At 71.5% G+C, this 26,528-nt stretch carries 20 protein-coding genes; 4 read left to right on the top strand and 16 right to left on the bottom strand.

Annotated features, from left to right (window positions below):
• Window positions 1-21: 21 nt before the first annotated feature.
• Window positions 22-1,251: an MFS transporter gene (locus tag ACFKCF_RS25145; RefSeq protein ID WP_394497205.1), complete on the bottom strand. Its 1,230-nt coding sequence runs from the start codon at window positions 1,249-1,251 to the stop codon at window positions 22-24.
• Window positions 1,252-1,331: 80 nt separating this feature from the next.
• Here ACFKCF_RS25145 and ACFKCF_RS25140 point away from each other — a divergent pair, with 80 nt between their 5' ends.
• Window positions 1,332-2,282 (top strand): LysR substrate-binding domain-containing protein, encoded by a 951-nt coding sequence (locus ACFKCF_RS25140; RefSeq protein ID WP_394497204.1) that lies wholly within the window; start codon window positions 1,332-1,334, stop codon window positions 2,280-2,282.
• Here ACFKCF_RS25140 and ACFKCF_RS25135 read toward each other — a convergent pair.
• Window positions 2,252-3,049, bottom strand: coding sequence for an aminotransferase class IV family protein (locus ACFKCF_RS25135; RefSeq protein ID WP_394497202.1), 798 nt, complete (start codon window positions 3,047-3,049; stop codon window positions 2,252-2,254). The genes ACFKCF_RS25140 and ACFKCF_RS25135 overlap by 31 nt on opposite strands.
• Window positions 3,050-3,198: 149 nt before the next feature.
• Between ACFKCF_RS25135 and ACFKCF_RS25130 the strand changes: the two genes are divergently transcribed.
• On the top strand, window positions 3,199-4,041 hold the full coding sequence (locus tag ACFKCF_RS25130) for a helix-turn-helix transcriptional regulator (protein ID WP_394497200.1): 843 nt from the start codon (window positions 3,199-3,201) through the stop codon (window positions 4,039-4,041).
• On the opposite strand, the gene ACFKCF_RS25125 is transcribed toward ACFKCF_RS25130, so the two are convergent.
• The 11 genes from ACFKCF_RS25125 to ACFKCF_RS25075 form a co-directional block, all read right to left on the bottom strand.
• Complete coding sequence (locus tag ACFKCF_RS25125; protein ID WP_394497198.1) at window positions 4,028-5,404, bottom strand: L-serine ammonia-lyase; 1,377 nt, start codon at window positions 5,402-5,404, stop codon at window positions 4,028-4,030. The genes ACFKCF_RS25130 and ACFKCF_RS25125 overlap by 14 nt on opposite strands.
• Complete coding sequence (locus tag ACFKCF_RS25120; protein ID WP_394497196.1) at window positions 5,401-5,940, bottom strand: sarcosine oxidase subunit gamma; 540 nt, start codon at window positions 5,938-5,940, stop codon at window positions 5,401-5,403. The genes ACFKCF_RS25125 and ACFKCF_RS25120 overlap by 4 nt, the downstream gene beginning before the upstream one ends.
• Window positions 5,933-8,695, bottom strand: a complete 2,763-nt coding sequence (locus tag ACFKCF_RS25115; protein ID WP_394497194.1) for a 2Fe-2S iron-sulfur cluster-binding protein — start codon at window positions 8,693-8,695, stop codon at window positions 5,933-5,935. Before ACFKCF_RS25115 ends, ACFKCF_RS25120 begins: the two co-directional genes overlap by 8 nt.
• Window positions 8,692-8,940, bottom strand: coding sequence for a sarcosine oxidase subunit delta (locus ACFKCF_RS25110; protein ID WP_355372286.1), 249 nt, complete (start codon window positions 8,938-8,940; stop codon window positions 8,692-8,694). Before ACFKCF_RS25110 ends, ACFKCF_RS25115 begins: the two co-directional genes overlap by 4 nt.
• A 10-nt stretch (window positions 8,941-8,950) precedes the next feature.
• Entirely contained in the window at window positions 8,951-10,162 is a 1,212-nt protein-coding gene (locus ACFKCF_RS25105) for a sarcosine oxidase subunit beta family protein (protein WP_394497192.1), read from the bottom strand.
• Window positions 10,159-11,415, bottom strand: coding sequence for a serine hydroxymethyltransferase (gene glyA, locus ACFKCF_RS25100; RefSeq protein WP_394497191.1), 1,257 nt, complete (start codon window positions 11,413-11,415; stop codon window positions 10,159-10,161). Before glyA ends, ACFKCF_RS25105 begins: the two co-directional genes overlap by 4 nt.
• Window positions 11,416-11,429: 14 nt before the next feature.
• The gene (locus tag ACFKCF_RS25095; RefSeq protein WP_394497190.1) at window positions 11,430-13,832 is read right to left on the bottom strand and encodes an FAD-dependent oxidoreductase; all 2,403 of its coding nucleotides are present in this window, start codon (window positions 13,830-13,832) and stop codon (window positions 11,430-11,432) included.
• Window positions 13,833-14,015: 183 nt separating this feature from the next.
• Window positions 14,016-14,987 (bottom strand): ABC transporter substrate-binding protein, encoded by a 972-nt coding sequence (locus ACFKCF_RS25090; protein ID WP_394497317.1) that lies wholly within the window; start codon window positions 14,985-14,987, stop codon window positions 14,016-14,018.
• A gap of 27 nt (window positions 14,988-15,014) precedes the next feature.
• On the bottom strand, window positions 15,015-17,018 hold the full coding sequence (locus ACFKCF_RS25085; protein WP_394497189.1) for an ABC transporter permease: 2,004 nt from the start codon (window positions 17,016-17,018) through the stop codon (window positions 15,015-15,017).
• Complete coding sequence (locus ACFKCF_RS25080; protein ID WP_394497187.1) at window positions 17,018-18,076, bottom strand: glycine betaine/L-proline ABC transporter ATP-binding protein; 1,059 nt, start codon at window positions 18,074-18,076, stop codon at window positions 17,018-17,020. Before ACFKCF_RS25080 ends, ACFKCF_RS25085 begins: the two co-directional genes overlap by 1 nt.
• A gap of 24 nt (window positions 18,077-18,100) precedes the next feature.
• On the bottom strand, window positions 18,101-19,561 hold the full coding sequence (locus ACFKCF_RS25075) for an aldehyde dehydrogenase family protein (RefSeq protein ID WP_394497185.1): 1,461 nt from the start codon (window positions 19,559-19,561) through the stop codon (window positions 18,101-18,103).
• A gap of 222 nt (window positions 19,562-19,783) precedes the next feature.
• Between ACFKCF_RS25075 and purU the strand changes: the two genes are divergently transcribed.
• Window positions 19,784-20,647: a formyltetrahydrofolate deformylase gene (gene purU, locus ACFKCF_RS25070; RefSeq protein ID WP_394497184.1), complete on the top strand. Its 864-nt coding sequence runs from the start codon at window positions 19,784-19,786 to the stop codon at window positions 20,645-20,647.
• A 46-nt stretch (window positions 20,648-20,693) separates the two neighbouring features.
• Here the strand turns inward: purU and betA are convergent, their stop codons facing one another.
• Entirely contained in the window at window positions 20,694-22,331 is a 1,638-nt protein-coding gene (betA, locus tag ACFKCF_RS25065; RefSeq protein WP_394497182.1) for a choline dehydrogenase, read from the bottom strand.
• Between the two features lie 128 nt (window positions 22,332-22,459).
• On the opposite strand from betA, the gene ACFKCF_RS25060 reads away from it, so the two are divergent.
• Window positions 22,460-23,233 carry an IclR family transcriptional regulator gene (locus tag ACFKCF_RS25060; protein ID WP_394497181.1) on the top strand — a complete coding sequence of 258 codons (774 nt, stop codon included), beginning with the start codon at window positions 22,460-22,462 and terminating at the stop codon, window positions 23,231-23,233.
• On the opposite strand, the gene ACFKCF_RS25055 is transcribed toward ACFKCF_RS25060, so the two are convergent.
• Window positions 23,205-25,418 carry an FdhF/YdeP family oxidoreductase gene (locus tag ACFKCF_RS25055; protein WP_394497179.1) on the bottom strand — a complete coding sequence of 738 codons (2,214 nt, stop codon included), beginning with the start codon at window positions 25,416-25,418 and terminating at the stop codon, window positions 23,205-23,207. The genes ACFKCF_RS25060 and ACFKCF_RS25055 overlap by 29 nt on opposite strands.
• The gene (locus tag ACFKCF_RS25050) at window positions 25,415-26,527 is read right to left on the bottom strand and encodes an aromatic ring-hydroxylating dioxygenase subunit alpha (RefSeq protein ID WP_394497177.1); all 1,113 of its coding nucleotides are present in this window, start codon (window positions 26,525-26,527) and stop codon (window positions 25,415-25,417) included. Before ACFKCF_RS25050 ends, ACFKCF_RS25055 begins: the two co-directional genes overlap by 4 nt.
• Between the last annotated feature and the right edge of the window lies 1 nt (window position 26,528).

Here is a 26,528-nt window from a genome sequence, read left to right as displayed (position 1 = left end):
GGTCCTTCCCATGTGTGATCATCACGCGCCGGCCCTCGTCCGGCGTTCCAGCACCCACAGCACGAACATCCCGCAGCCCAGCAGGCCGCCCAGGACGCTGACCGCCGTCCAGCCGCCGCGCACCCACGCCACCGCGGCCAGCGCGGAGCCCGCGGCGCCGCCGGCGAAGAAGGCCGTCATCAACGCGGAGTTGAGCCGGTTGCGGATCTCCGGGCGCAGCGCGTAGATGACGTTCTGGTTGCTGTTGAGCACCGCCTGGTGCGCCACGTTGAGGACGACCACCCCGGCCAGGAGCCACCAGAGCGAGCTCCCGCCCCCGCCGATCAGCAACCAGGACGCGGCCAGCGCGGCGCTGCCGATCGCGGTGACCCGCTGCACGTGGCCGCGGTCGGCCAGCCGCCCGGCCACCGTCGTCGCCACCGTGCCCACCGCGCCCACCAGCCCGAGCAGCCCGATGGCCGCCTCGGACCAGCCGTACCGCGGGCCGGCGAGCAGGAAGGTCACCGCCGTCCACAGCACGTTGAACGAGGCGAGCGACAGGGCGGCGATGCCGGCCCGCCACCGCAGCACGGGCTCGTGGCGGAACAGCGCGATCGTCGAGCGCAGCAGCGCCGGGTACGACAGCCCGATCGGGGTGTGCAGGGGCGGCAGGAAGCGCCACAGCAGCACGGTCACCCCGGCGACGAGGACCGCGCTCACCCAGTAGACCGTCCGCCAGCCACCGAGCTCGGCGAGCCCTCCCGAGACCGTACGCGACAGCAACGCGCCCAGCATCAGCCCGCTCGTCACCGTGCCGATCACCCGGCCGCGCTGCCCCGGCGCCGCGAGCGTGGCGGCGTACGGCACCACGACCTGCGCCGCCACCGAGGCGAACGCGGTGAGCACGGTGCCGGCCAGCAGCAGGGCGCCGTTGGGCGCGGTCGCCGAGACCAGCAGGGACGCCGCGGTGGCCGCGTACAGCACGACGGCGAGCCTGCGGCGCTCCATCAGGTCGCCGAGCGGCACGAGCAGGATCAGCCCCAGCCCGTAGCCGACCTGCGCGGCCGTCACGATCAGCCCGGCCATCGTGGTGCTCAGCCGCAGCTCCCGGCCGAGCAGGTCCAGCAGCGGCTGGGCGAAGTAGTTGTTCGCAACCGAGAGCCCCGTGGCCGTGGCCATCAGGAGCAGCAGTCCGCGGCTCAGCGGCGGGCCGCCGTCGGCCGCCCCGGTGGCCTGGGGATGCGCCGTAGGGCGCGGAGTCGTGTTCGTCATGCCCTCTAGCCTGGGGCTGGGACGATCAATGAGTCCAACGCATATTTGTCACGCCAGCGATCGTGATTCACGATTGATCCGTGGAACTCCAACAGATGCGCTACGTGGTCGCGGTGGCGGAGACGGCGAACTTCACCCGTGCCGCCGAGCGCTGCCAGGTCGTCCAGTCCGCGCTGAGCCACCAGATCGCCCGGCTGGAACGGGAGCTGGGCGCCCGGCTCTTCGAGCGCACCAGCCGCCGGGTCACGCTGACCCCCGCGGGCGAGGCGTTCCTGCCCGCCGCCCGGCAGGCCCTCGACGCCGCCGAACGGGCTCGCGCCGAGGTGGCGGCGGCCTCCGGGGAGCTTCGCGGCCGGCTCGCCATCGGCGCCATCCCCACCGTCACGGCGGTCGACCTGCCGAGCGCGCTGAAGAGCTTTCACGTGCGCCATCCGCAGGTGCGGATCACGCTGCGCGTGGGGGCCAGCGACGAGCTGGCCGAACAGGTCCGGCAGGGCGCCCTGGACATCGCGTTCCTCGGGCTGCCGCCGAGCGTGCGGCCGAAGGGCGTGCGGGGGCTCGTCCTGGCGCGGGGCGAGCTGGTCGCGGTGGTGTCGCCCGGCCACCCCCTGGCCGACCCCCTGGCCGACCCCCTGGCCGACCCGGTGGCCGGATCCCTCGCCGACGCCGGCGGCGTGGATCTGCGCCGGCTGGCGGACGAGGTGTTCGTCGACTTCCCCGCCGGCACGGCCGCGCGCGCTCAGTCGGACGAGGCGTTCGCCGCCGCCGGTGTCAGCCGCGAGGTCGCCTTCGAGATCACGAACGCCGACCTCATGGCGCGGCTGGTCCGCCTGGGCCTGGGCATCGCCCTGATGCCCGCCGCCTTCGTGCCCGAACTCCCCGGCGTGCGCGTCGTCGAGCTCCGTGACCCGCCCACGCGGGTGGAGCACCTGATCTGGAGCCGCCTGCGCCCCTCACCGGCCGCCGCCGCGTTCCTCGACGTCCTGAACGTACGCCGGGATCAGGGGGCGGTCAGCGGTTCGGACCGGTAGGCGCGGTGCAGCAGCCGTACGAAGGGCTCCGCCTCCGGCAGGGACGCGGAGCCGATCCGGTGGACGGGCACGCCCGGCGTCCACGAGTTCATGACCACGGCCCCGGCAAGGGCGGGCAGGTCGGCGAGGGTGATCTCCTGGGCGCGCTGCGGGACGCCGAGGCGGTCGAGTCGCCGGCGGACGACGGCCATCGTGGTCCCGGTCAGCATGTCGGCCACCGGCCACACCACGGCGGTGCCGTCCCAGAAGGCCAGGTTCCAGATCGAGCCCTCGCTGAGCCGGCCGCGGCGGTCGACGAAGGCGGCGTCGTCGAAGCCCTGGCCGGCGGCCTGGCGCAGGAAGTAGGTCTTGGCCACCTCGCCGACGTGCTTCAGGGCGGGCAGGACGCGTTCGTGCTCGACCGCCGCCAGGCTCAGCGGGCCCGCCGGGCCGGAGGCGGCGGGCCCCGTGCGGACCAGTACCTCGGGCTCCACCTCGGCCCCGGCCACGGTGAACTCGCCCGCCGGTGAATACACCGTGGCCGTCAGCGAGACGTCGGCCGGCCCGGCCCGCAGCGCCGCCCTCAGGTAGGAGCGCACCTGGTCGTCGGGCAGCGCCCGGCCGAACAACTCCACCGAGGCGTGCCGCAACCGTTCGAGATGAAGGTCGAGCCCGCGGACCCGGCCTCCGCGCACCTGCATGGCGGTGAAATGCGCATAGCCCGCGAAGGCGAGCGGCACCAACTCCTCGGCGGTCACCGGCCGGCCGTTGCGCTGGGCGACAAACATGGAAATATCCCCCTTCAAGTGGTGGTCAGGGGAATCGAGCCTGCCGCAGCTGGGCCAAATCACCCAGAACCCTGCTCGGCATACGACCGCTGTTCCTACTACTGGCAGGGTCAGCCTTGTTTGTCGTCGTGTGCGTACTATCAGGGGTTATGAGCGAGATTGGCGAGTTCCTACGCAGCCGGCGGGCTCGGTTGAGGCCGGAGGACGTCGGGCTGCCCGTCTTCAACCGGCACCGGCGCGTGCCGGGGCTGCGCCGCGAGGAGCTGGCCCAGCTCGCCGGCGTGTCCGTCGCCTACCTCACCCGGCTGGAGCAGGGCAAGGGCAACAACGTGTCGCCCGAGGTGATCGGGGCGATCACCCGCGCGCTGCGGCTGAGCGACACCGAGCACGACCACCTCACGCGCCTGGTCAAGTGCCAGGACCGCAGGAAGTACGCGCCGCCGCCGCAGTTGCAGCAGGTGCGCACCGCGCTCGGGCAGATGCTGAGCTCCCTGGAGGGAGTGCCGGCGTACGTGACGGGGCCGCGCTCGGACCTCCTGGGCTGGAACCCGATGGCGGCCGCCCTGTTCGGCGGCTGGGACCGGCTGCCTCCCCAGGAGCGCAACTGGGCGCGGCTGGTCTTCCTGGATCCCGGTTATCGGCGGCTGTTCGCGGACTGGGAGGCGAAGGCCGCCGACGTCGTCGGCGATCTGCGCCTGTACGCCGGCTGCTATCCCGACGATCCGCGGCTGCTGAAGCTCGTGGGCGAGCTGTCGGTGAAGAGCGAGACGTTCCGCCACCTGTGGGCCGGGCACGACGTGAAGGAGAGCAACCACGGCACCCGGCGCCTGCGCCACCCGCTGGTGGGCGAGCTCACGCTCTCCTTCGAGTCGTTCCGGCTGCCCGACGACCCCGAGCAGTCCCTGACCGTCTACCACGCCCCGCCCGGCTCCGCCGCGGCGCAGAGCCTGCGCCTGCTGGCGAGCTGGGACGCGCCCGTCAGCACTCGATGACGTTGACGGCCAGGCCGCCGCGCGAGGTCTCCTTGTACTTGTCGAGCATGTCGCGGCCGGTGTCGCGCATGGTCTTGATGGCCTTGTCCAGCGAGACGAAGTGGCGGCCGTCGCCGCGCAGGGCGATGCGGGCAGCGGTGATCGCCTTGATGGAGGCCACCGCGTTGCGCTCGATGCACGGGATCTGGACCAGGCCGCCGATCGGGTCGCAGGTCAGGCCCAGGTTGTGCTCGATGCCGATCTCGGCGGAGTTCTCCACCTGCTCCGGCGTGCCGCCCAGCACCTCGGTCAGCCCGGCCGAGGCCATCGAGCAGGCCGAACCCACCTCGCCCTGGCAGCCAACCTCCGCGCCGGAGATCGAGGCGTTCTCCTTGAACAGCACGCCGATCGCCGCCGCCGTCAGCAGGAAGCGCACCACGCCGTCGTCGTCGGCGCCGGGCACGAACCGCGTGTAGTAGGTGAGCACCGCCGGGATGATGCCCGCGGCGCCGTTGGTGGGCGCGGTGACGATGCGGCCCCCGGCGGCGTTCTCCTCGTTGACCGCCAGCGCGAACAGCGACACCCAGTCCATCGCGTGCAGCGGGTCCTTCTGCGGCGCCTCCGCCAGCAGGCGCCGGTGCAGCCCGTGGGCGCGGCGGCGCACCCGGAGCCCGCCGGGCAGCACGCCCTCGGAGGCGATGCCGCGGCGGACGCACTCGGTCATCACCCGCCACAGCTCCAGGATGCCCGCGCGGATCTCCTGCTCGGTGCGGCCGAAGGCCTTCTCGTTCTCCAGCATCAGCCCGGAGATCGACAGCCCGGTGTTGGCGCAGTGCTTGAGCAGCTCCTCCGCGGTCGTGAACGGGTACGGCAGGACCGTGTCGTCCGCCTTGATGCGGTCCGCGCCGGCGGCCGTCTCGTCGACGACGAAGCCGCCGCCGACCGAGAAGTACACCTTCTCCCGCAGGACCCCGCCGCCGGCCCCGAAGGCGGTGAAGCGCATGCCGTTGGGGTGCCCGGGCAGCGAGATCTTGCGTTCGAAGACCAGGTCCTCGCCGACCACGAACGGCACCGGGTGCCTGCCGGCGAGCGAGACGGTGCCCGACTCCCGCATGGCGAGCAGCCGGGCGTCGACGGAGTCCACGTCGACCAGCTCCGGCTTCTCGCCGGACAGGCCGAGCAGCACCGCCTTGTCGCTGCCGTGGCCCTTGCCGGTCAGCCCGAGCGAGCCGTACAGGATCACCTCGACCCGGGCGACGGACTCCAGCAGCCCGTCCTCGCGCAGGCCCCGGACGAACCGGTGCGCGGCCGCCATCGGCCCGCCCGTGTGCGAACTGGACGGCCCGATGCCGATCTTGAACAGGTCGAAGACCCCGATGCTCACGACACGTACTCCGCCGCCGCGTCCAGCAGCCACTCCGCCAGGTAGGCGGCGAACGACGAGCGCACCAGCACCAGGAACCCGTCCTCGTGCGGCACGAGCACGACCTGCGCCCGCGCCAGCATGGTCTGCGCGCACCGCCCCGGCCCGAACACGCGCGGATGCAGGTCGAGCGCGCAGCCGTGGGCGAGCAGGTCGCGCGCCCTGGGCCCGCCCACGAACAGGGTCGTGCGCTGGGCCGAGACGTCCACGATCGAGCCGTGCCGCTCGCCGAGCTCCTTGCGCAGCAGCTCGGGCCGGTATCCGGGCGGGGCGATCACCAGCCACTCGTCCGGCCCCAGCCAGGCCACGGTGACCTCGCCGGAGGTCACCGCGGTGTTCGGCTCGACCGGCAGCGGGACGCCGAGATCGGTCCCGGCCTCCACCCGCACGTTGACGTGGGTGAGGAAGGGGATCTCCCGCAGCGTCAACGCCCCGCCGCGCGAGGCCGCCTCGAAACGGCCGGCGAACGCCGCGGCCGGACTCCTGCGCTCAACCATCGCGACGCGCTCCTTCCGGGTCGTACAGGACGTGGGACGTGACGGTCACCGGCACCATGGCCTCGCCCACGGGCGCGTAGAGCCGCTCGCCGTGGCGCGACTGCCCGCCCTTGAGCAGGGCCAGCGCGAACGTACGGCCGAGCGCCGCGCTGCGGTAGCTGGAGGTGACATGGCCCAGCATGGGCACCGGCGGCTCGGGCAGCTCGGCGGAGGCGACCAGGTGGGCGCCCTCCGGCAGCAGGAAGCCGTGGTCGTCCGGCAGCAGCCCGACGAGCTGCTTGCGGTCGGGACGCGAGGTGTCGGCCCTGGCGTAGGAGCGCTTGCCGACGAAGTCGGGCTTCTTCTTCGACACGACCCACGACATACCCAGATCCTGCGGCGTGACGGTGCCGTCGGTGTCCTGGCCGACGATCGGGTAGCCCTTCTCGGCCCGCAGCACGTGCATGGTCTCCGTGCCGTACGGCGTGACCAGGCCCGTGTCCATGATCGCGGTCCACAGGCGGAGCCCGTCCCAGGAGGTCACGTTGATCTCGTAGGCCAGCTCGCCGGAGAAGCTGATGCGGCACACCCGGGCGGGGATCCCCGCCACCTCGCTCTCGCGCCAGGTCATGAACGGGAAGTCGGCCGCCGAGACCGCCAGCTCGGGCGCCAGCGACGCGAGCACCTCGCGCGAGCGCGGCCCGACCAGCGCGACCGTCGCCCACTGCTCGGTCACCGAGGTGAGGTGCACCCGCAACGACGGCCACTCGGTCTGCAGCCACTCCTCCATCCAGTCCAGCACCGCGGCGGCGTTGCCGGTCGTGGTGGTGACCAGGAAGTGGTCGGCGGCCAGGCGGATGACGGTGCCGTCGTCGAAGACCATGCCGTCGGGCCGGCACATCACGCCGTACCGGATCGAGCCGACGGCCAGCGAGCTCATCAGGTTGGTGTAGAGCCGGTCGAGGAACTCGCCCGCGTCCGGCCCGATCACGTCGATCTTGCCGAGCGTGGAGGCGTCCATCGCCGCCACGCCCTCGCGCGCGGCCCGGCACTCGCGCAGCACGGCCGCCTCCATGTCCTCCAGGCCGTCCTCGCCCGCGCGCGGGTAGTACCAGGGCCGTTTCCACTGCCCGACGTTCTCGAACAGCGCCCCGTGCTCGACGTGCCACTCGTGCAGCGCCGTCACCCTGACGGGGTCGTGCAGGGACCCGCGGTCGCGCCCGGCCAGCGCCGCGAAGCTCACCGGCGTGTACGGCGCGCGGTAGGAGGTGATCCCGACCTCGCCCACCGGCACGCCCAGCGCGTGGGCCACCACGGCCGAGGTCAGCAGCCCCGACGTCTTGCCCTGGTCGTGCGCGGTCCCGGCGGTGGTATAGCGCTTGACGTGCTCGACCGAGCGCAGCCCCGCGCCGGTGGCGCGCAGCACGTCGGCCGCGGTCACGTCCCGCTGCAGGTCCACGAAGTGCCCGCCGAGGTCGTCCGCCGGCACCAGCCAGTACGGCGTCCCCGCGGGCCCCGTGGGCACCGGCTCGCCGTCCCCGGCGCCGTCGATCAGGCAGCCCTCCAGCGTGAACACGCCCCTGGCGGCCCCGGCCACGCGGACCGTCTGCCGCGAGACCCCGGGCACCAGCGCGGCCAGATCCTCGTCGTAGCGCAGCGTCCCGCCCGCCTGGCTGAACAGGTGCACCACCGGGTTCCAGCCGCCGGACACCAGCAGCAGGTCGGCCTCGATCTCGGTCCCGCCGGTCAGGACGGAGGAGACCTCGCCCTCGCCCCGGGCCGCCTCGACCGCCTGCCCGGCCAGCACCTCGATGCCGCGCCGCCGGGCTTCGGCCAGCGGCGCGGGGGAGGGGCGCACGTCCACGATCGCGGCCACCTCCAGGCCCGCGTCCGCCAGGTCGAAGGCGGCCTCGTAGGCGCTGTCGTTGGTGGTGAAGACCACGGCCCGGCGCCCGGGCAGCACGCCGTACCTGACGGCGTAGGTGCGCGCGGCCCCGGCCAGCATCACGCCGGGCAGGTCGTTGCCCGCGAACGCGATGGGCCGCTCGTGCGCGCCGGTGGCCAGCACGACCCGGCCCGCCCGGATGCGCCAGACCCGCTGCCTGGCCACGTGGGCGGGGCCGGCCGCGCCGAGGTGGTCGGTGCGGCGCTCGACGGCCATGAGGTAGTTGTCGTCGTAGTAGCCGAAGACCGTGGTGCGGCGCAGCACGGTGACGTCCGGCAGGCGCTCGAGGTCCGCCGCCACCGCCGCCGCCCACTCGTGGCCGCTGACCGGGCCCTGCCCGGCGGGCAACCGCTCGGTGGTGCCCAGCAGGCTGCCGCCCGGCCGGGACTGCTCGTCGGCCAGGATCACCCGGGCGCCGTCCCTGGCCGCGGCCCTGGCGGCGGCCAGCCCCGCCGGACCTGCGCCGACCACCAGCACGTCGCAGTGGGCGTGCACGGCGTCGTAACGGGCCGGGTCGGGTTCGGCCGCCAGGCGGCCCCGGCCGGGCAGGCTGCTCGCCACGAGCCCGTCGTACAGCTCGACCACGGTGGCCGGCCGCATCGGCTCCGGGAAGGGCTGCTCGATCTGGACGACCGCGTTGGGCTCCTCGCTGCCCGCGGCGAAGATGCCGCGCGGGCGGCCCAGCTTGACGCTGGTCGCGGCCTGGCGCACGCCGTTGGCCAGCAGCGCGGAGGCCAGGGTGTCGCCGGGGTGACCGGTCAGCTCGCGGCCGTCGAAGCGGAAGCGCAGCGTGCCGCCGCGGTCGATCAGCCCGCCGGTGGACAGCCTCATCGGGCCTCCAGGATCTCGTTGGTGGCGGTGTCGCGGACCAGGTTGAACCAGCGGCGGCAGCCCGCCGAATGGCTCCACCGCTCGGCGAAGGGGCCCTTGGGGTTGTCGCGGAAGAACAGGTAACGCGCCCACTCCTCGTCCGACAGCGCGGCCGGGTCGGCGGGGTAGGCGACGTGGGCCTGCCCGCCGTAGTGGAACTCGGCCTCGTCGCGAGGGCCGCACCAGGGGCATGGGATCTGCAGCATCGGCGCTTCCTCAGTGCGCGACCGCGGCGGCGCCGTGCTCGTCCACGAGCGCCCCGGTGGTGAATCGGTCAAGGGAGAAGGGGGCGTTGAGCGGGTGCGGCTCGTCGTTGGCCACCGTGTGCGCGAAGCACCAGCCCACGCCGGGCGTCGCCTTGAAGCCGCCGGTGCCCCAGCCGCAGTTGAGGTAGAGGTTCTCGACCGGGCTCAGGCCGACGATCGGGGAGGCGTCGGGCGAGACGTCCACCACGCCGCCCCAGGTACGCAGCACGTGCGCGCGGGCGAAGATCGGGAACAGCTCCAGCGCGGCGGCCATCTGCCGCTCGATGATGTGGAAGGCGCCGCGCTGCCGGTAGGAGTTGGCCGCGTCGATGCCGGCGCCCATGACCAGCTCGCCCTTGTGCGCCTGGCTGACGTAGACGTGCACGGCGTTGGACATGACGACCGTCGGGTGCACGGGTTCGAGCAGCTCGGACACCAGCGCCTGGAGCGGGTGGCTCTGCAGCGGCAGGTCGATGCCCGCGGTCCTGGCCACGACCGAGGTGTGGCCCGCCGCGCACAGCGCGACCCGGCCGGCCGCGATCGTGCCCCGGGTGGTCTCCACGCCGGTGACCCGGCCGTCGCTCACCCGCAGGCCGGTGACCTCGCAGTGCTCGATGAAGTCCACGCCGAGTGCCGCCGCGGCGCGGGCGTACCCCCAGGCCACGTGGTCGTGCTTGGCGATGCCGGCGCGGGGCTGGAAGGTGGCGCCGAGCACCGGGTAGCGCACGTCGGGCGAGATGTTCACTATCGGGCACACCTCGCGGACCTGCTCGGGGTCCAGCCACTCGGCGTCTACGCCGTTGAGCCGGTTGGCCTCGACGCGGCGCACGCTGTCGCGTACGTCCTGCAGGCCATGCGCGAGGTTGAGCACGCCGCGCTGGCTGAACAGCAGGTCGTAGCCGAGCTCCTCCTCCAGCCCCTCCCACAGCTTGAGCGCGTGCTCGTAGATGCCGGCGCTCTCGTCCCACAGGTAGTTGGAGCGGATGATCGTGGTGTTGCGCGCCATGTTCCCGCCGGCCAGCCACCCCCGCTCCAGGACCGCGATGTCGGTGATGCCGTGGTTCTTGGCCAGGTAGTAGGCGGTGGCCAGGCCGTGCCCGCCGGCTCCGACGATGACCACGTCGTAGGAGCGCCTGGGCTCGGCGGCGCCCCACAGCCACTCGGGGTGCTCGGGCAGGTTCATCGCGCCTCTCCGTACAGCGGGTGCTTGGCGGCCAGGACCTCGACCCTGTCGCGCAGGAACGACAGGTCGGCCTGCGGTGTCAGCGCGGTGGCGATGATGTCGGAGACCTCCGCGAAGTCGGCCGCCTCGAAGCCGCGCGTGGCCAGCGCCGGGGTGCCGATCCGCAGGCCCGAGGTGACCATGGGCGGTCGCGGGTCGAACGGCACGGCGTTGCGGTTGACCGTGATCCCGGCCGCGTGCAGGCGGTCCTCGGCCTGCTTGCCGTCCAGCTCGGACTCGCGCAGGTCGACCAGGACCAGGTGCACGTCGGTGCCGCCGGTCAGCACCTTCACGCCCGCGGCCGCCGCGTCGGGCGCCAGCAGCCGGTCGGCCAGGATGCGGGCGCCCTCCAGCGTGCGGCGCTGCCGCTCCCTGAACGCCTCCTCGGCAGCGATCTTGAAGGAGACCGCCTTGGCCGCGATCACGTGCTCCAGCGGGCCGCCCTGCTGGCCGGGGAAGACCGAGGAGTTGATCTTCTTGGCGAGCTCCCCGGTCGACAGGATCACCCCGCCGCGCGGGCCGCCGAGCGTCTTGTGCGTGGTCGTGGTGGTGATGTGCGCGTGCGGCACGGGGGAGGGGTGCAGCCCGGCGGCCACCAGTCCGGCGAAGTGCGCCATGTCCACCATCAGGTACGCGCCCACCTCGTCGGCGATCCGGCGGAAGGCCGCGAAGTCCAGGTGGCGCGGATAGGCCGACCAGCCGGCGATGATGAGCCGGGGGCGGTGCTCGCGGGCCAGGCGCTCGACCTCGTCCATGTCCACCAGGTTGTCGCTCTCGCGCACGTGGTAGGCGACCACGTTGTACAGGCGGCCGGAGAAGTTGATGCGCATCCCGTGCGTCAGGTGGCCGCCGTGGGCCAGGTCGAGACCGAGGATGGTGTCGCCGGGCTCCAGCAGCGCCGCCATCGCCGCGGCGTTGGCCTGGGCGCCGGAGTGCGGCTGCACGTTGGCCGCCTCGGCGCCGAACAGCGCCTTGATCCGGTCGATGGCGATCTGCTCGATCACGTCCACGTGCTCGCAGCCGCCGTAGTAGCGGCGGCCGGGGTAGCCCTCGGCGTACTTGTTGGTGAGCACCGAGCCCTGCGCCGCCATCACGGCGGCGGGCGCGAAGTTCTCGGAGGCGATCATCTCCAGCGTCGAGCGCTGCCTGGCCAGCTCGGCGCCGATCAGGGCGTGGACCTCGGGGTCCACCACGTGCAGCGGGGTGTCGATCATGTGAGGTCCTTTCCCTAACCGCGCAGCCGGGTCATCGCCGGGTCGAAGAGCGGCTCCTCGGCCACGACGGCCGGGACGCGCTGGTCGAAGTAGCCGATCTGCAGGGCCTGGCCGGGGCTCGCGAGCGAGGCGGGCAGCCAGGCGTAGGCGATGCCGCGGCCGACGGTGTAGCCGTAGGCGGCGCTGGTGACGTAGCCGACGGCCCGGTCGCCGTCGTAGACCGGCTCCTTGCCCATGACCACCTCGTCGGTCAGCAGGCAGGTGAGCTTCCTGCGGACCGACTCCTTGCGCTCCAGCAGCGCCCTGCGGCCGACGAAGTCGCCCTTGTCCAGCTTGACGGCGAAGCCGAGGCCCGCCTCGTACGGGTCGTGCTCGAAGGTCATGTCGGTGCCGAAGGAGCGGTAGCCCTTCTCCAGGCGCAGGCTGGTGAAGGCGCCGCGGCCGCCGGCCAGCACGCCGTGCTCCTGGCCCGCGGACCAGAGCGTGTCCCAGAGCTTGAGCCCCATGTCGGCGGTGGTGTAGACCTCCCAGCCGAGCTCGCCGACGTAGGACAGGCGCAGCATGGTGACGGGCACGTTGCCGATGAAGCCGCGGGCGCCGCGGAAGTACTTCAGCGCGGTCAGGTCGATGCCGGTCAGCGGCTGGACCAGGTCGCGGGCCCTGGGGCCCCACACGCCCAGGCAGCAGGTGCCGGCGGTGATGTCGCGGATGAACACGTCGGCCGGGCGCTGCCGCTCCAGCCAGTCCAGGTCCAGGTTGCCGTTGGCGCCGAGCTGGAAGCGGTCGGGGCCGAGCCGGGCCACGGTGACGTCGCTGCGGATGCCGCCGTCGGCGTCGAGCAGCAGGCAGTACGTGACCGAGCCGACCGACTTGTACACGTCGCCGGTGGTGATCCGCTGCAGGAACGCCGGCGCGCCGGGGCCGCTGACCTCCAGCCGCTTGAGCGCGCTCATGTCGTACAGCGCGACCGCCTCCCGGGTGGCCTGCGCCTCGGCGCCGACGATCGGCGACCAGTACTGCGCGGCCCACGGGCCGGGCGTGGGGATGTCTCGCCCGTTCAGCAGCGGCGCGTTGGCGCCGTACCACTGCGGGCGCTCCCAGCCCGAGGCCTCCAGGAAGACGGCGCCCAGGTCCTGCTGGCGCGGGTGGAAGGGGCTCACCCGCAGCGGGCGCGGGTGCTCCATCGGCTGCAGCGGGTGGATGATGTCGTAGACCTCGACGTAGTTCTGGCAGCCGCGCTCGCGCACGTAGTCGGGCGCCAGCTGGTGCGGCTCGAACCGGTTGACGTCGCACTCGTGCAGGTCGAACGACGAGCAGTGGCCGTCGACCAGCCACTCGGCCATCGCCCGGCCGACACCTGCGGAGTGGGTGACCCAGACCGCCTCGGCCACCCAGAACCCCTCGACGTCCCGGGACTGCCCCATCAGCGGCAGGTGGTCGGTGGTGAAGGAGAACAGCCCGTTGATGCCGGACTCGATCTCCGCCTTCTGCGTGTCGGGCAGCAGCGCCTGGGTCTCCTCCCAGGCCACGGCGAAGTCGTCGGGGGTGAAGGTGAGCACTGACGGCATCACCTCCGCCTCGTCCACCGAGAGGATCTCGTCGGCGGTGATCGGCATCGGCCGGTGGCCGTAGTAGCCGATGCCGAGCGTGTCGAAGCGCTCGCGGTAGTAGAGGTCGGCGTCCTGGTGGCGCAGGATCGGCCGGGTGGCCTCCTCGGTCTGGCCGGCCAGCCCCGGCACCTGCCCGGTCCAGGCGAGCTGGTGGGCCAGCGGGGTGAGCGGCAGCTCCATGCCGGCCATGCGGGCCACCTTCGGGCCCCAGATCCCGGCGCAGCACACGACCACCTGGGCGGGCAGGTCGCCGTGGTCGGTCACCACCGCGCACACCTTGCCGTCCTGGGTTCTGATGTCGAGCACCTCGTGCCTGGGCAGCACCCGCACGCCGCGCTCCTTGGCCCTGGCCAGCTGGGCGTCGACCGCCTTGACCGCCTTGGCCAGCCCGTCCGTCGGGATGAAGAGCCCGCCGAGCACCTTGGCCTCGTCCAGCAGCGAGTGCTTGGCGACGCACTCCCGCGGCGTGAGCAGGTGCGCCTCGAGCCCCCACGCGACCGCCCAGCCGTGCCTGCGGTGCAGCTCGGCCAGCCGCTCCGGGCTGGTGGCCACCTCGAGCCCGCCGACCTGCAGGAAGCTGTCGAGCTCGACGAACTTCTCCGCGGTGTAGCGGGCCATCTCGGTCATCGTCTTCGACCCGTTGACCTGGAAGACCAGGCCGGGGGCGTGCGAGGAGGAGCCGCCGGTGGCGGGCACGTCTCCCTGGTCGACGACGGTGACGTCGGTCCAGCCTCGGGCGGACAGCTCGTCGGCCAAGGCCGCGCCGACCACGCCCGCGCCGATGATGACCACGCTCGGGCTCGTCATAGCCACCTCCGTTGTTGCGGTATATGCAACCAAACGCGCTTTCCGCAACAAGCGTCGCTCGCCGCATTCCGGGTGTCAAGGGGTGTTCTGTCTTATTCCGTACGGCTTTTAGGCCGCTGAGCGCACACGTACGCCCGGCCCGATCGCGGCAGGACGATCGGGCCGGGCGTGTGCGGAGGATGGTCAGGTCGCGGGGAGCCAGGCCTTGACCTTGTCGGGGTTGGCGGCGACCCACTTGGCGGCCGCCTCCTCGGGCGTCATCTTGTCCTCGGCGATGTACTTGGCCACCAGGTTCTGGTCGTCATTCGTCCAGGTGAAGTTCTTGACCAGGGTGTAGGCGGGGCTGCCCGAGTCCGCGAACTTCTTGCTCACGATCTTGTCCAGGTCGTACGGCGGATAGTCGCAGGCCACCTTGGCCGCGTCGGCGTCGCACCCCTTGGTGTAGGCGGGCAGGTTGACCTTGACCAGCTGCACCTCGGACAGGAACCACTGCGGATCGTAGAAGTAGCCGATGAGCGGCGTCTGCTGCTTCTCCGCCTGCCGGAAGGCCTGGATGAGCGCGGTCTCGCTGCCCGCGTAGACGACCTTGTAGTCCAGGTCGAGGTTCTTGACCAGCGCCGCGTCGTTGGTGACGAAGGACGGGTCGCCGTCGAGCAGCTGGCCCTTGCCCTCGGACTCGGAGGTCTTGAACAGCGAGGCGTACTTGTTGAGGTTCTTCCAGTCGGTGATGTCGGGATATTTCTTGGCCATCCACGGCGGCACGAACCAGCCGATGACGCCCTTGTTGCCGGTCGGCCCCGCCGAGACGGCGACCTTCTGCTCGTCGATGTACTTCTTCTTCAGATCGTCGTGGGCCCAGTTCTCCACGACCGCGTCGACCTCTCCGGTGGCGAAGCCCTGCCAGGACACCTCCTCCTTCAGGTCCTTCTTCACCACCTTGCAGCCGAGGTTCTTCTCCGCGACGAGCGCGATCACCGCGGCGTTGGCCTCGTAGCCCACCCATGGGTTGACCGCGAGGTTGAACGTGCCGCACGTCGTGCCGCCTCCCGCGGCGGCCTGCTGGGTTTCGCCGACCTTCGCTCCGCTGCACGCGCTGAGCAGGAGGCCGCCGCCGGTCACGAGCGCGAGCGCCCTGATCCTGCCGCTTCTCGACATCGCCACCTGGTCCTCCTGTGTTTCCTGTTACTTACCTGTGTGCGGAAGCCCTCCGCGGACGGCGGCGTCGGCGCGCTGCGTGGCGGCGCGCATGACCCGGTCGAGCACGATGCCGAGCACGACGATCGCGATCCCGGCGGCCAGCCCCTTCCCGCGGAGCTCGTGCTGGGAGAACCCGGCCACCACGTCGTAGCCGAGCGCCCCCGCGCCCACCAGGCCGCCCACGACGACCATCGAGAGCACGTAGATGAGTCCCTGGCTCGCGGCCAGCGTCACGCCGCTGCGCGCCATCGGCAGTTGCACCTTGGAGATCAGCTGCCAGGTGCCCGCCCCCGCCGAGGTCGCCGCCTCCACCGTGGTGGGCGAGACCCGCCTGATGCCCTCGGCCACCAGCTTGATCGCCACCGGCGCGGCGAAGACCACGGCGGCGATGATCGCGGTGAACCGCGTCGGGCCGAAGAGTCCGAGGATGGGCACGAGGTAGACGAAGGCGGGCATGGTCTGTCCGGCATCGAGCACGGGCCGCAGCAGGGTGTCGGCCCGGTCGCTGCGGCCCATCCACACGCCGGCGACCACTCCGAGCACCATCACCAGGATGGTCGCGACCAGCGTGGAGGCCAGCGTCACCATGCTGTCCTGCCAGAGCCCGAGTGCCAGCACCATCAGCAGCCCGATGGCGGTGACCAGCGCGGCGCGCGCGCTGCCCACCAGCAGGGCCACGGCGACGGCCACCAGGCCGACCAGCCACCAGGGCGAGCCGGTCAGCAGGGCCTCGAACGGGTTGAGCAGCCCGTTGGTGAGCGCGTTCTTCAGCGCGTTGGTGTAGGTCACCAGGCTGTCCTGCACCCAGGCGCTGGCGGTGTCCGCGGCGGTGCGCACGTACGAGCCGATGTTGGCCTCGATGGGGAAGTCCGCTGCCCAGAGGTAGGTGTAGGACTGGTACGCGAGCACGGCCGCGATCCCGAGCACGCCCGTCACCTCGATCCGGCGCCACCGCGCGGAACGCAGCCGGCCCGCGCGGCGCTCGTCCTCCACCCGCCGGCTGGCGGCCGAGGTCACCCGGTCGAGCACCACGGCCATGATCACGATCGCCAGGCCGGCGTTGAAGGCGGTCCCGACGTCCAGCGTCTGCAGCGCCTTGAGCACGGTCTTGCCCAGGCCGGGCGCGTCGATCAGGGCCGCGATGGTGGCCATGGACAGCGCGGCCATGATGGTCTGGTTGACCCCCACGATGATCGTCTGCTTGGCCATCGGCAGCCGCACGTGCCTGAGCGCCTGCATGGGCGTGGCGCCGAGCGACGTGCCCGCCTCCATCGTCTCCGGCGAGACCTGCCGGATGCCGTGCGCGGTGATGCGGATGGCCGGCGGGACCGCGTAGATCATCGTGGCCACGGTCGCGCTGGCCGGGCCGATGAGGAAGAACAGCGTCAGCGGCGCCAGGTAGACGAACGTCGGCATCGTCTGCATGAAGTCGAGCACCGGCGTGACCACCCGCAGGAACCGGTCGCTCAGCCCCGCCCAGATCCCGAGCGGGATGCCCACGGCCAGCGACAGCGCGACCGCCGTCAGCGTGAGGGCGAGGGTGTCCATGCTCTCCTGCCACAGGCCCAGCAGGCCGAAGGACAGGAAGCCCGCGGCCGTCAGCACCGCCACCTTCCTGTTGCCGTACAGCAGGGCGACGGCCGTGGCGATCGCCACCACGCCGAGCCAGCCGAGCACGGGCACGGGGCGGCCGAAGGACGGCTGGCTGATCAGCGCCTGGACGAAGGTCACCGCGTCGTCCAGGAAGAGCCGGATGTAGTTGATGAAGTAGAGGAAGAACGGGTTGCTGTTGCGGCTGTCGTCGATGACGTCCATGGCCTGGCTGAGATCGCGGTGCAGCGGCGTCAGCTCGGCGCCGCCCAGCTGCTGGGTGTCGCGGCCGCCGAGCACCGCCCAGCCCACCACCCAGGCCGCGATGACCAGGGCCAGCAGCAGCCTGCGGTCGGGCAGCCGGTGCAGCTTGGCGGCGACCGCCGTGACGGCCGCCATCAGTGCTGCCCTCCGGCGATCACTTCGAGGATCTCCGCGCTGGTGACCACGCCGAGCAGGCCGCCGTCCCCGATCACGCGCACCGGGCGGTCGGCCGACAGCACGGTGTGCACGGCGTCGCGGATGACCACGTCGGGTCCCAGCTCCGGGCCGTCGAGCGGCTCGCCGTCCAGCGGCGGGCGCATGATCCACGACAGCGTCAGCACGTGCGAGCGCGGGACGTCGCTGACGAAGTTGGCCACGTACTCGTCGGCGGGCGCGCCCACGACCTCGTCGGGGGTGCCGACCTGGACCAGCTCTCCGTCGCGCATGATGAGGATGCGGTCGCCCAGCTTGAGCGCCTCGCTCAGGTCGTGGGTGATGAAGATCATCGTCTTGCCCACCTCGTGGTGCAGGCGGATGACCTCGTTCTGCATCTCGCGCCTGATCAGCGGGTCGAGCGCGGAGAACGGCTCGTCGAACAGCAGCACCTCGGGGTCGGCCGCGAGCGCGCGGGCCAGGCCGACGCGCTGCTGCATGCCGCCGGACAGCTGGTCGGGGTAGGAGTTCTCGAAGCCGGTCAGCCCGACCAGCCCGAGCACCTCGCGGGCCCGCTCGTAGCGCTCCTTCTTGGGGGTGCCCCGGATCTCCAGCCCGAAGGCCACGTTCTCCAGCACGCACCGGTGCGGCAGCAGCCCGAAGTGCTGGAAGACCATCGCCATCCGGTGCCTGCGCAGCTCGCGCAGCTTGCGGGCGTCGGCCGTGCGGATGTCCTCGCCGTCGAGCACGATCTCGCCCGCCGTGGGCTCGATCAGCCGGGTCAGGCAGCGCACCAGGGTGGACTTGCCCGAGCCCGACAGGCCCATGACGACGAAAACCTCGCCCCGCCGGACCGAGAAGGAGACGTCGCGGACCGCGGCGACGCAGCCGGTCTGCTCCTTGAGCTCCGTGCGGCTCAGGGTGCTGCCGACCACGCGGCCGGCCTTGGGGCCGAACACCTTCCACAGGCCTCGGACGTCGAGAATGGGGGGTGCCTCGGTGTTGAGCGGTGTGCTTTCGGTCAGTGACGGGACGGTCATGACCACCTCTTCGTCGTCGGAGCGTCAGTTCTCTGGGAACCACCGCTGTGGGCGCGGTCGGATGTTCTGCCAGACGTGCTTGATCTCGCGGTACTCGTCCAGGCCGGTCGGGCCGAGCTCGCGGCCGTTGCCGGACTGCTTGAAGCCACCCCACTCGGCCTGCGGCACGTAGGGGTGGTAGTCGTTGATCCACACCGTGCCGTGCCGCAGCCGGCCCGCGACCCGCTGCGCCCTGCCGGCGTCCTGGGTCCAGACCGCGCCGGCCAGGCCGTACTCGGTGTCGTTGGCGAGGCGGACCGCCTCGTCCTCGGTCGTGAAGCGCTCGACGGTCAGGACGGGGCCGAAGGACTCCTCGCGCACCACGCGCATGTCCTGCTTGCACTCGTCCAGGACGGTCGGCCGGTAGAAGTATCCGGGCCCGTCGAGGCGGCGGCCGCCGCAGCGCAGCACTGCCCCCTCGGCCAGGCCCGCCGCCACGTACTCCTCGACCTTGGCCAGGTGCGCGGCGGAGATGAGCGGGCCGGTGTCGGCGTGCGGGTCGAAGGGGCCGCCCAGGCGGATCAGCTCGGCCCGCCGTACGACCTCGTCCACGAACGCGTCGTGCAGGGAGTCCTCCACCAGCAGGCGCGCGCCGGCCGAGCAGACCTGGCCGGAGTGCAGGAACACCGCGGTGAGCGCGAAGTCGACGGCCGTGTCGAAGTCGGCGTCGGCGAAGACGATGTTGGGGTTCTTGCCGCCCAGCTCCAGCGCCACCCGCTTCACGGTGGCCGCGGCGGCGGCCATGACGCGCCGCCCGGTGGCCAGGCCGCCGGTGAAGGAGACCATGTCCACGTCCGGGTGCTCGGCCAGCGGCGCGCCGACCTCGGGGCCGGCGCCGAGCACGAGGTTGGCCACCCCGTCCGGCAGCCCGGCCTCGGCCAGCGCGCGCATCAGCAGGATGGCCGTGCTGGGGGTCAGCTCGCTCGGCTTGAGCACGAACGTGTTTCCCGCGGCGAGCGCCGGGGCGACCTTCCACGTGGTCTGGAGCAGGGGGTAGTTCCACGGCGTGATGAGGCCGCAGACGCCGATCGGCTCGTGCACGATGCGGCTGATCGCGTCGTCGCGGCCGGTGTCGACGACCCGGCCCGCGTCGGTGCCCGCGACGCCGGCGAAGTAGCGCAGGCTGGCCACGCAGTCGTCGATGTCGTACTCGCTCTCCACCAGGCGCTTGCCGGTGTCGCCCGACTCGGCCCGGGCGAAGGTGTGGCGGTCGCGTTCCAGCAGGTCGGCTACCTTGTACAGCAGCGCGCCGCGCTCGCGGGCCGGCGTCGTGGTCCAGGGGCCGCTGTCGAAGGCGCGCCTGGCGGCGGCGATCGCGGCCTCGGTGTCCGCGGCGGTCCCCTCGGCCACGGTGGCCACGAGGCTTCCGTCGGCGGGCGAGTGGATGCGCCGCTGACCACCGGCGAGTGGCCTGGTCCACTCGCCCGCGATGTAGAGCTCGGTCATCGGCACACCTTCGATAGTTGCGTATCGCGCAAGGCGCTGCTTAATGAGGAACAGGATTGACTTGTCTTCGAGCGTTCGTCAAGGGTTTGCCGGAATCACTGGCCAAATACATACGTTGTGATGAGGTTTGACCTTCTTGCCCCTTGACGTGGTAGGCCCGTGCCCCCAGTCTGTTGCGTATAAATCTCTTCTTTGCGTCATACGCAACACCGGGAGGGTGTGATGTCTCCACGTCCCGACCCTGGCCGCGAGTTCATCCTCACGGTGTCCTGCTCCGACAAGCCGGGCATCGTGTACGCGGTCAGCAGCTTCCTCGTCCAGCACGGTGGGAACATGCTGCAGAGCAAGCAGTTCAACGACCGCAAGGGTGGCGGCTTCTTCATGCGCGTGCACTTCGCCGCGCATGACGAGATCGAGCGGTTGCGCGAGGGGTTCACCTATGTCGCCGAGTCCTTCCAGATGAACTGGCAGCTGAAGGACGCGGCCACGCCCACCCGCACGCTGGTCATGGCGTCGAAGTTCGGCCACTGCGTGAACGACCTGCTCTATCGCCGCCAGGTGGGCGCGCTCAACATCGAGATCCCCGCGATCGTCTCCAACCATCCCGACCTGGAGCCGCTCGCCGCCTCGTACGGCGTGCCGTACCACCACGTGCCCGTCACGGCCGCCACCAAGGGCGAGGCCGAGGCGCGGATCCTGGAGCTGGTCGAGGAGTACGACGCCGAGCTGGTGGTGCTGGCGCGCTACATGCAGATCCTCTCCGACGACCTGTGCAAGCAGCTGGAGGGGAGGGCCATCAACATCCACCACTCCTTCCTGCCGGGCTTCAAGGGCGCCAAGCCGTACCACCAGGCGCACGAGCGCGGTGTGAAGCTCATCGGGGCGACCGCGCACTACGTCACGGCGGACCTGGACGAGGGCCCCATCATCGAGCAGGACGTGGCCAGGGTGGACCACGAGCTCGACTCCGAGGACCTGGTCGCGGCCGGCCGGGACGTGGAGGCGCAGGTGCTGGCCAGGGCCGTGAAGTGGCACAGCGAGCAGCGCGTCCTGCTCAACGGCAACCGCACCGTGGTCTTCCGCTGACGGAGCGCCGCAAGGGCGGTGGGGGAGCGCCCCCACCGCCCTTCTGTCATGCCCGGTGACGGTAGAACTCGGTCGTCTGCGGCGCCAGCGGCGTGTTGCCCAGGATGAGGTCGGCCGCCTTCTCCGCCAGCATCATGACCGGCGCGTAGATGTTGCCGTTCGTCACGTACGGCATGGCCGAGGCGTCCACCACGCGCAGCCCGTCGACGCCGTGCACCCGCATCGTGTCCGGGTCGAGCACCGACATCGCGTCCACGCCCATCCTGGCCGTGCACGAGGGATGCAGGGCGGTCTCGCCGTCCTTGGCCACCCAGTCCAGGATCTCCTCGTCGCTCTCCACGGACGGCCCGGGCGACACCTCGCCCGTGCTGAGCGCGGCCAGCGCCGGCGCCCCGAGGATCCTGCGGGCCACCCGGACGGCCTCTACCCACTCGCGCCTGTCCTGCTCGGTGGACAGGTAGTTGAAGCGCAGCGCGGGATGCTGCCGCGGATCCGCGCTCTTGATCTTCACCGAGCCGCGGGCGTCGGAGTACATGGGCCCGACGTGGACCTGGTAGCCGTGCCCGCCCGCCGGCGCCGAGCCGTCGTAGCGCACGGCCAGCGGCAGGAAGTGGAACATCAGGTTGGGGTAGTCGACCTCGTCGTTGCTGCGGACGAAGCCGCCCGCCTCGAAGTGGTTGGTCGCCCCCGGCCCGCCACGCAGGAACAGCCACTGCGCGCCGATCCAGGGATGGCGCCACTTCTGCAGGTTCGGCTGCATCGAGACCGGCTCGCGGCAGCCGTGCTGGATGTAGACCTCCAGGTGGTCCTGCAGGTTCTCGCCCACGCCCGGCAGGTCGTGCACGACGTCGATGCCGAGCTTGCCCAGCTCGCCGGCGTTGCCGATCCCGGACAGCTGCAGCAGCTGCGGGGAGTTGATCGCGCCGCCGCACAGGATGACCTCGCCCGCGCGGACCCTGCCGCCGTCGAACTCGACGCCGACGGCCCTGGTCCCCTCGAAGATGACCTTCGTCACCAGCGCGCGCGTCTTGACGGTCAGATTGGGCCGCTTCATGACCGGGTGCAGGTACGCCCTGGCGGCGCTGAGCCGGCGCCCGCGCCGGATGTTGCGGTCGAAGCGGGCGAAGCCCTCCTGCCGGTAGCCGTTCACGTCGTCGGTGAGGGGATAGCCGGCCTGCTGCACCGCCTCGAAGAACGCGTCGTACAGCGGCGTGCCGGCCGCCCCGCGCTCCAGCACCAGCGGCCCCCCGTGGCCGCGCCACGGCGTGTCGGGGTCGGCCAGGCAGTTCTCCATCCGCTTGAAGTACGGCAGGCAGTGGGCGTAGTCCCAGCTCTTCATCCCGGGATCGGCGCCCCACCGCTCGTAGTCCAGGGGGTTGCCGCGCTGGAATATCATGCCGTTGATGCTGCTGGAGCCGCCGAGCACCTTGCCGCGAGCGTGATAGATCCGCCGGCCGTGCATGTGGGGCTCGGGCTCCGACTCGTAGCGCCAGTCGTAGAAGCGGTTGCCGATGGGGAACGGCAGGGCCGCGGGCATGTGGATGAACACGTCCCACGGGTAGTCCGATCGGCCCGCCTCCAGGACGAGCACCCGCGTGGCAGGGTCCGCGGAGAGCCGGTTCGCCAGCGCGCTGCCGGCCGAGCCGCCTCCGACGATGACGAAGTCGTATTGATGTGACGTCATGGTGCCTCGTCTCGCTCGCGCGTTTCGCCAAATCGTAGCGCTATACGCATTGCGTTTCACTACTCGCAACAGGAGATCTTTTGGGTTGTGCGTTAGACGGAGTTCCCTCTAGCACTTAGAGTTTCGCTATGGGCAACGATTCGGGCAGTGGAGGCGTGCAGTCCGTCGATCGGGCGATCAGCGTGCTGGAGATCCTCTCCCGGCGGGGCGAGGCAGGGGTCAGCGAGGTCGCCGCGGAGATCGACGTGCACAAGTCGACCGCGTTCCGGCTGCTCGGCGCGCTCGAGGCGCGCGGCCTGGTCGAGCAGGCCGAGGAGCGCGGCAAATACCGGCTCGGCTTCGGCATCATCCGCCTGGCCGGCGGGGTCAACACCCAGCTCGACGTCACCCAGCGGGGGCGCCCGATCTGCCAGCGCCTGGCGGAGGAGATCGGCGAGACGGTCAACATCGCCGTGCTCCGCTCCAGCTACGCGGTCAACCTCGACCAGGTGCGCGGCGCCTCGGCGGTCACCGCCTACAACTGGGTCGGCCAGATCACGCCGTTGCACGCCACCTCCAGCGGGAAAGTGCTGATGGCCCATCTGGACGAGCGCCAGCGCGAGCGGGTGCTGTCCGACGGGGCCCTGGAGTCCTTCACGCCCCGCACCGTCACCGACCTCGACCGGCTCAAGGAGCAGCTGACCGAGATCAAGCAGGCGGGCTACGGCTACTGCCTGGAGGAGCTGGAGGAGGGGCTGAACGCCATGGCGGCGCCCATCCGCTCCTACCACGGCGACGTCGTCGCCGCGGTGAGCGCCTCCGGCCCCGCCTACCGCTTCACGGCCGAGCGCATGCACGAGCTCGCTCCCGTCCTGATCGGCGGGGCCGACGAGATCAGCCGCCGCCTCGGGTACGCCGGCTGAGCCGGACCACGATGCTCTTGGAGGTCGGGGTGTTGGAGGTCTCGGCCACCGAGTCGAGCGGTACCAGCACGTTGGTCTCCGGGAAGTAGGCGGCGCAGCAGCCGCGGGCGGTCGGATAGGCGATGACTCTGAAGCCCTCGGCGGTGCGCTCGCCGTCGGGCCACTCGCTGACCAGGTCGACCACGTCGCCGTCGGCCAGGTCGCGCTCGGCGAGGTCGTCGGGGTGCACGAAGACCACCTTGCGGCCGTTCTTGACGCCGCGGTAGCGGTCGTCGAGGCCGTAGACGGTCGTGTTGTACTGGTCGTGGCTGCGTACGGTCTGCAGCAGCAGCCGCCCCGGTGGCACCCGCAGGACCTCCAGCCGGTTGACGGTGAAGCCCGCCCTGCCGGTGGCGGTGGGGAAGCGGCGCTCGTCCCTGGGCGCGTTGGGCAGCGCGAAGCCGGCCTCGGCGCGGCCGTTGAAGTCCTCGAACCCGGGGATCACCCGCGCGATGCGGTCGCGGATCGCGGCGTAGTCCCCCTCGAAGTCCGCCCACGGGTCCTCGCCGAACAGCTCGCGGCCCAGCCGGGCGACGATCGCCACCTCCGACAGCAGGTCGGGGGAGGCGGGCGCGAGCCGGCCGCGCGAGGCGTGCACCAGCCCCATCGAGTCCTCGACGGTGACGAACCCGGCCGGGTCGCGCTCGGTGCGGCCCAGCGTGGGCAGGATGAGCGCCCGCTCGCCGCACACCGCGTGCGAGCGGTTGAGCTTGGTGGAGACCTGCACGGTCAGCCTGGTACGGCGCAGCGCCGCCTCGGTGACGCGGCTGTCGGGGGTGGCGCGGACGAAGTTGCCGCCCATGCCGACGAAGACCTTCGCCTCGCCGTCGCGCATGGCCCGGATGGCCTCCACCGTGTCCAGCCCGTGGTGACGGGGCGGCTCGAAGCCGAACTCCCGGGCCAGCGCGTCCAGGAAGTCCTTCGACGGCTTCTCGTAGATGCCCATGGTCCGGTCGCCCTGGACGTTGGAGTGGCCGCGCACCGGGCACAGGCCCACGTTGCCGCGCAGCAGCTGGAAGTTGACCACCTCGCGGATGGTGGCCACGGAGTTGCGGTGCTGGGTGAGCCCCATGGCCCAGCAGACGACGACCGACTCGGCGTTCCTGACGTCGCGGGCCGTCTCCTCCAGCTCCTGCCGGGTCAGGCCGGTCGCCTCCAGCACCTCCGCCCAGTCCAGGCCGGTCAGGTGGGCCTTCCACTCGTCGAACCCGCTGGTGTGCTCGGCGATGAACGCCTCGTCGGCGGTGTCGAGCAGCAGCAGCGACAGCGCCTGGAACAGCGCCATGTCGCCGTTGAGCCGGATCTGCAGGAACCGGTCGGCCAGCGCGGTCCCCGCGGCCAGCCCGGACGGCCGCTGCGGGTTCTTGAAGCGCAGCAGCCCGGCCTCGGGCAGCGGATTGACCGCGACGATCCGGGCGCCGCCGCGCTTGGCCTTCTCCAAAGCGGTGAGCATGCGGGGGTGGTTGGTGCCCGGGTTCTGGCCCACCACGAAGATCAGGTCGGCCCGATGCAGGTCGTCGAGCGACACGGTGCCCTTGCCGATGCCGATCGTCTCGGTGAGCGCGGCGCCGCTGGACTCGTGGCACATGTTGGAGCAGTCGGGCAGGTTGTTGGTGCCGAACCGGCGCACCAGCAGCTGGTAGGCGAAGGCCGCCTCGTTGGAGGTGCGGCCCGAGGTGTAGAAGACCGCCTGGTCGGGGCTGTCCAGCGCGCGCAGCTCGGCCGCGATCATGCCGAACGCCTCCGCCCAGCCGACGGGCTCGTAGTGCTCGGCGCCCGCGGGCTTGTACATCGGCTCGGTCAGCCTGCCCTGCTGCCCCAGCCAGTAGTCGCTCATCCCGGCCAGCTCGCTCACCGGATGGGCGGCGAAGAACTCGCTGGTGACGCGCCGTGTGGTGGCCTCCTCGGCCACCGCCTTGGCGCCGTTCTCGCAGAACTCGGCCGGGCTGCGGTGCTCGCCCTCCGGCCAGGCGCAGCCGGGGCAGTCGAAGCCGCTCTTCTGGTTGACGCGCAGCAGCGTCAGCGCGGTGCGGCCGGCCCCCATCTGCCGGTGGGCGATGCGCAGGGCGTGGCCCACCGCGGGCAGGCCGCCCGCCCAGTCCTTGGGCGGGCCGACCGTCAGCCCCTCGTCGTCGTGCTCGTTCACCCGATGCGGTCCTGGACCCAGTCGTGGAAGGCGCCGATGTGGTGCTCGCTGGGCACCAGCACGCCGCCCTTGGCGTACGTACGCGAGCTCATCTGCGGCTGGCACCGCTCGCACGCCTCGAAGTCCTGCTCGTTGACCCGGTGGAACAGCTCCACCGACTTGTCCAGGTCCTTGCCGCTCGCCACGACGCCGGGCAGGTAGAGCCAGTCGCACTCCACCACCGTGCGGTCCACCGCCAGCGGGAACATCCGGTGCACGATCACGTGGTCGGGCACCAGGTTGACGAACACCTGCGGCTTGATGGTGATCGCGTAGTAGCGGCGGTCCTGCTCCTCGCTGACGCCCGGGATGCGGTCGAGCCCCTCGGACCCGTCAACGGTGAAGCCCTGGATCTCCTCGCCGAACTCGGCGCCGTGGCCCACGAAGTACTGAGCCGCGTAGCCGTCGGCGAACTCCGGCAGCACCTCGGTCAGCTCGGGATGGATCGTGGCGCAGTGGTAGCACTCCATGAAGTTCTCGATGATGAGCTTCCAGTTCGCCTGCACGTCGTAGACGATCCTGCGGCCCACTTCCAGGTTGTCCACGTCGTAGTTGTCGATCAGCTCCAGCGAGCCGAGCCGCTCGGTCACCGCGCCCAGCACGTCCTCCTCGAAGGAGGGCGGCTCGTCGGCCAGGCACACCCACACGTAGCCGAGCCACTCGCGCACGTGCACCTTCACCAGGCCGTACTCCACCCGGTCCAGGTCGGCCATCTTGGTCAGGTTGGGCGCGGCGATCAGCTTGCCGTCCAGGTCGTAGGTCCAGGCGTGGTACGGGCACTGGAAGGCCCGCTTCACCTCGCCCGACTCCTCCGTGCGCAGCGTCGCGCCGCGGTGGCGGCAGACGTTGAAGAACGCGCGCACCGACATGTCGCGCGCCCTGGTGACGAGGATGCTCTCGGAGCCGACCTGAACGGTCTTGAACGCGCCCGGCTTGGGCAGGTCGGCCGAGCGCACCACGCAGAACCACATCGCCTCGAAGATGTTCCGCTGCTCCGCGGCGAAGATCTCGGGGTCCACGTAGTAGCGACCGGGGAGGGTGGGGATCACGCTTGACGTGGTGGTGGTCACG

Origin of the sequence: Nonomuraea sp. JJY05 (assembly GCF_043496855.1) — a bacterium.
GTDB lineage: Bacteria > Actinomycetota > Actinomycetes > Streptosporangiales > Streptosporangiaceae > Nonomuraea.
Note: the sequence above shows the minus strand (reverse complement) of the source record. Positions and strands in the feature narration are given on the sequence as shown.